This window comes from Treponema sp. R80B11-R83G3 (assembly GCF_054786115.1).
Map to the genome: position 1 here is coordinate 1 of NZ_BDHF01000137.1, position 2791 is coordinate 2791.

The following is a 2791-nucleotide window of genomic DNA, read 5'->3' on the forward strand; positions in this document are numbered from 1 at the left end:
ACCCAGGCTGTAGCAGTAATCCGCGTCAAAATTTGACGGGAAAGCGCACCTGCCTTCGTAGCCGAAAAAATGAGTTAGAGCGCTGAATTTTCCGTTGTACAATTTTTGCTGTTTCATAACTGCAAGTTTTTTCTCTACCATCCCGACAAGTAATTTTTCGGTCTCAATTCTGGAGACTTGCACGTTTCCATGCGGATCCCTGTCCATTAAAAATTGTTGGGAAATATCGGGAGGAAGCGACTGCATTACGCCGTATGAAGATTCGGTTAGTCTGCTCGATAAAAAATACAATTGATCGATTAAATTGGTAACCTCCGCAAACGCTTTTTCCTCATCGGCGATTACGTCGTTAAGCTCTTCTATTAATTTTTTTATTTCAGGTATAAATTCGATAAGTCCTTCGGGAATTAAAACGACGCCGAAATTATCGCCGTTATCCGCCCGCTTTGCTATTGAGGCGCAGATTTGATCCACTATTTCGTTAAGTGACATTCCCATTGCCTCAACTTCTTCCGAAATAAGGCAGATATTCGGCTGCGTTTGAAAAGCGCATTCAAGCGCGATGTGGCTTGCGGCGCGCCCCATAAGTTTTACAAAGTGCCAGTATTTTTTCGCGCTGTTCGTGTCTCTGCAAAGGTTGCCGATAAGCTCCGAGTATGTCTTGCAGGCCGTGTCAAACCCGAAAGAAGTTTCGATATGTTCGTTTTTTAAATCGCCGTCTATTGTTTTTGGACAGCCGATTACCTGAACGGAAGATCCGTTCTCGATAAAATATTCAGCTAACAGAGCGGCGTTTGTGTTGGAATCATCCCCGCCGATTACGACAATCGCGTCAAGGTTTAATTTTTTAGCGGTTTCCAAAGAAGACGCGAACTGTTCGGCTGTTTCTATCTTTGTACGCCCGGAGCCTATTATGTCAAAGCCGCCGGTGTTGCGGTATTCGTCGATAATTTCTGAAGTAAGGACTGTTGTCTTGTTGTTGATAAGCCCGCTCGGCCCGCCGTTAAAACCGTACAGGGTGGAGTTGGGGTTGCCTTTTTTAAGCCCGTCAAACAAACCGGCGATAACATTGTGTCCGCCGGGAGCCTGTCCGCCTGAAAGAATTACGCCTACTTTTAACTCGCGTTTTATTTTGTCGTTTTTTCCTTTTACAAAGGAAGCAAGCGGTTTTCCATAAGTGTTTTTAAAAATACCGCGAAGTTTTTCCTTATCCGAAATTGCTTCGGCGGGCAAGCCCAAACTTACGGTAATATCATCAATAGGGCCTGATAAGATAGCGGGTAATTTTGGCTTATAGCTATAACGGGCCTTTTGTAAAGCGGATATATTCATGAGTTACTCCTTAAGATTTGAATGGACATTCATATCCTTGCATAAAAAGGACAGCTTATTTGTTCTTGTGTCTGTTTTTCCGCAGTTTTTTCTTGCGTTTATGAGTGGCGATTTTTCGCAGTTTGCGTTTTCTTCCGCAGGGCACTAAACTCTCCTAAGGGTTGGAATAATTACGGCTCAAGCCGTATGAGGATGATTATGCCTAAACCGGAAAAAAAAGTCAAGTGAATATCGCGCTCTATTGTCTCATTCATTGAATATTTTTACCTGATTACGGCCTGAATTTTTTGCTTTGTAGAGGGCTTTATCGGAATTCTTTATCACGGTTTCAAGGGTATGATCTTTAATTAATTGCGCGATCCCTATGCTTATAGTAAGCCTTATCTCATTATTCTCGTAATTTATAACGTTTTGTTCAATATTTTTCCGAATTCTCTCGGCTATATTGTAAGCTTCCGTTTTATCTATGACGGTAAACAGTATTATAAATTCTTCGCCTCCAAACCTGCCGAACAGATCATAGGAGCGGATGGTTTTTTGGACAATGTTTGATATTTCTTTTAAAACGACATCTCCCGCGTCATGGCCAAATGTATCGTTGACATTTTTAAAGAAATCAATGTCAAGCATAGCAAAATATATCTCCTGATTCATTCTGATGGCCCTCTTAATATCAGCATCCGCAAGTTCTATAAAGTGCCTTCTGTTATAAATGCCGGTAAGTGAGTCTATGTAGGCCGCCTGTTCCAGTTCTTTCATTAAATTGACATTGTCGGTAATATCCATGAACAGAAAAATTTTGGCGATAAAAGTTTTATTTTCAAGAAAAACAGGGCTGATGCTGGCTTTGAAATATTTGATTTTTTCCCCATTGATGGAGAATTCCACGGAATTATTTTCGCTGGTTTTTAAATCATCAGGCCAGCTTGTTACTGATAATACGGATTCCCCTCTTGAAAGTTTTAAAATATCAGGAAACATTTTCCTGGCGGCGGGATTTGAAGACAAATAATTATTTTTATCGTCAACCAGAACAAATCCTTCCTTGATATTTTCCATGGCGATTACCGTCGCCATAGTAATGACTTCTATTTTTCGGTATTCCAACAGGGCAAGATGCGTTTTTATGCGCTGAATAAGAAGCGACGCGATTAATGGTTTGTGAATATAATCAACAGCCCCCAAACTTAAACCGTCAACTTCGCTTTTTATATCATCCATGACGGTCAGAAATATTACCGGTATTTGTTTGTATTTCTCGTCATTTTTCAGTTTTTTAATGGCTTCATATCCGTTCATAACAGGCATTTCCACGTCCAGCAGAATTAAATCCGGCGTAAGATGTTCCAGTAATTCAAACATCTTTAACCCCGTTTGGCATGGAAACACATCATATAAGCCTTTTAATGTGTCCTTAATGATGGTCAAGTTTTCAGTATTATCATCTACTGCGATAATC

Annotated in this window: 2 protein-coding genes; both read right to left on the bottom strand. The window is 40.6% G+C overall.

All coding sequences use genetic code 11. From position 1 onward, the window contains the following. Positions 1-1332 (bottom strand): diphosphate--fructose-6-phosphate 1-phosphotransferase (locus ACYVRH_RS11605; protein WP_461257075.1); only part of this gene is annotated, 1332 nt, incomplete at its 3' end. A 246-nt stretch (positions 1333-1578) separates the two neighbouring features. Next, the coding region (locus tag ACYVRH_RS11610; protein ID WP_461257076.1) for a GGDEF domain-containing response regulator at positions 1579-2791 on the bottom strand (1213 nt) is incomplete at its 5' end.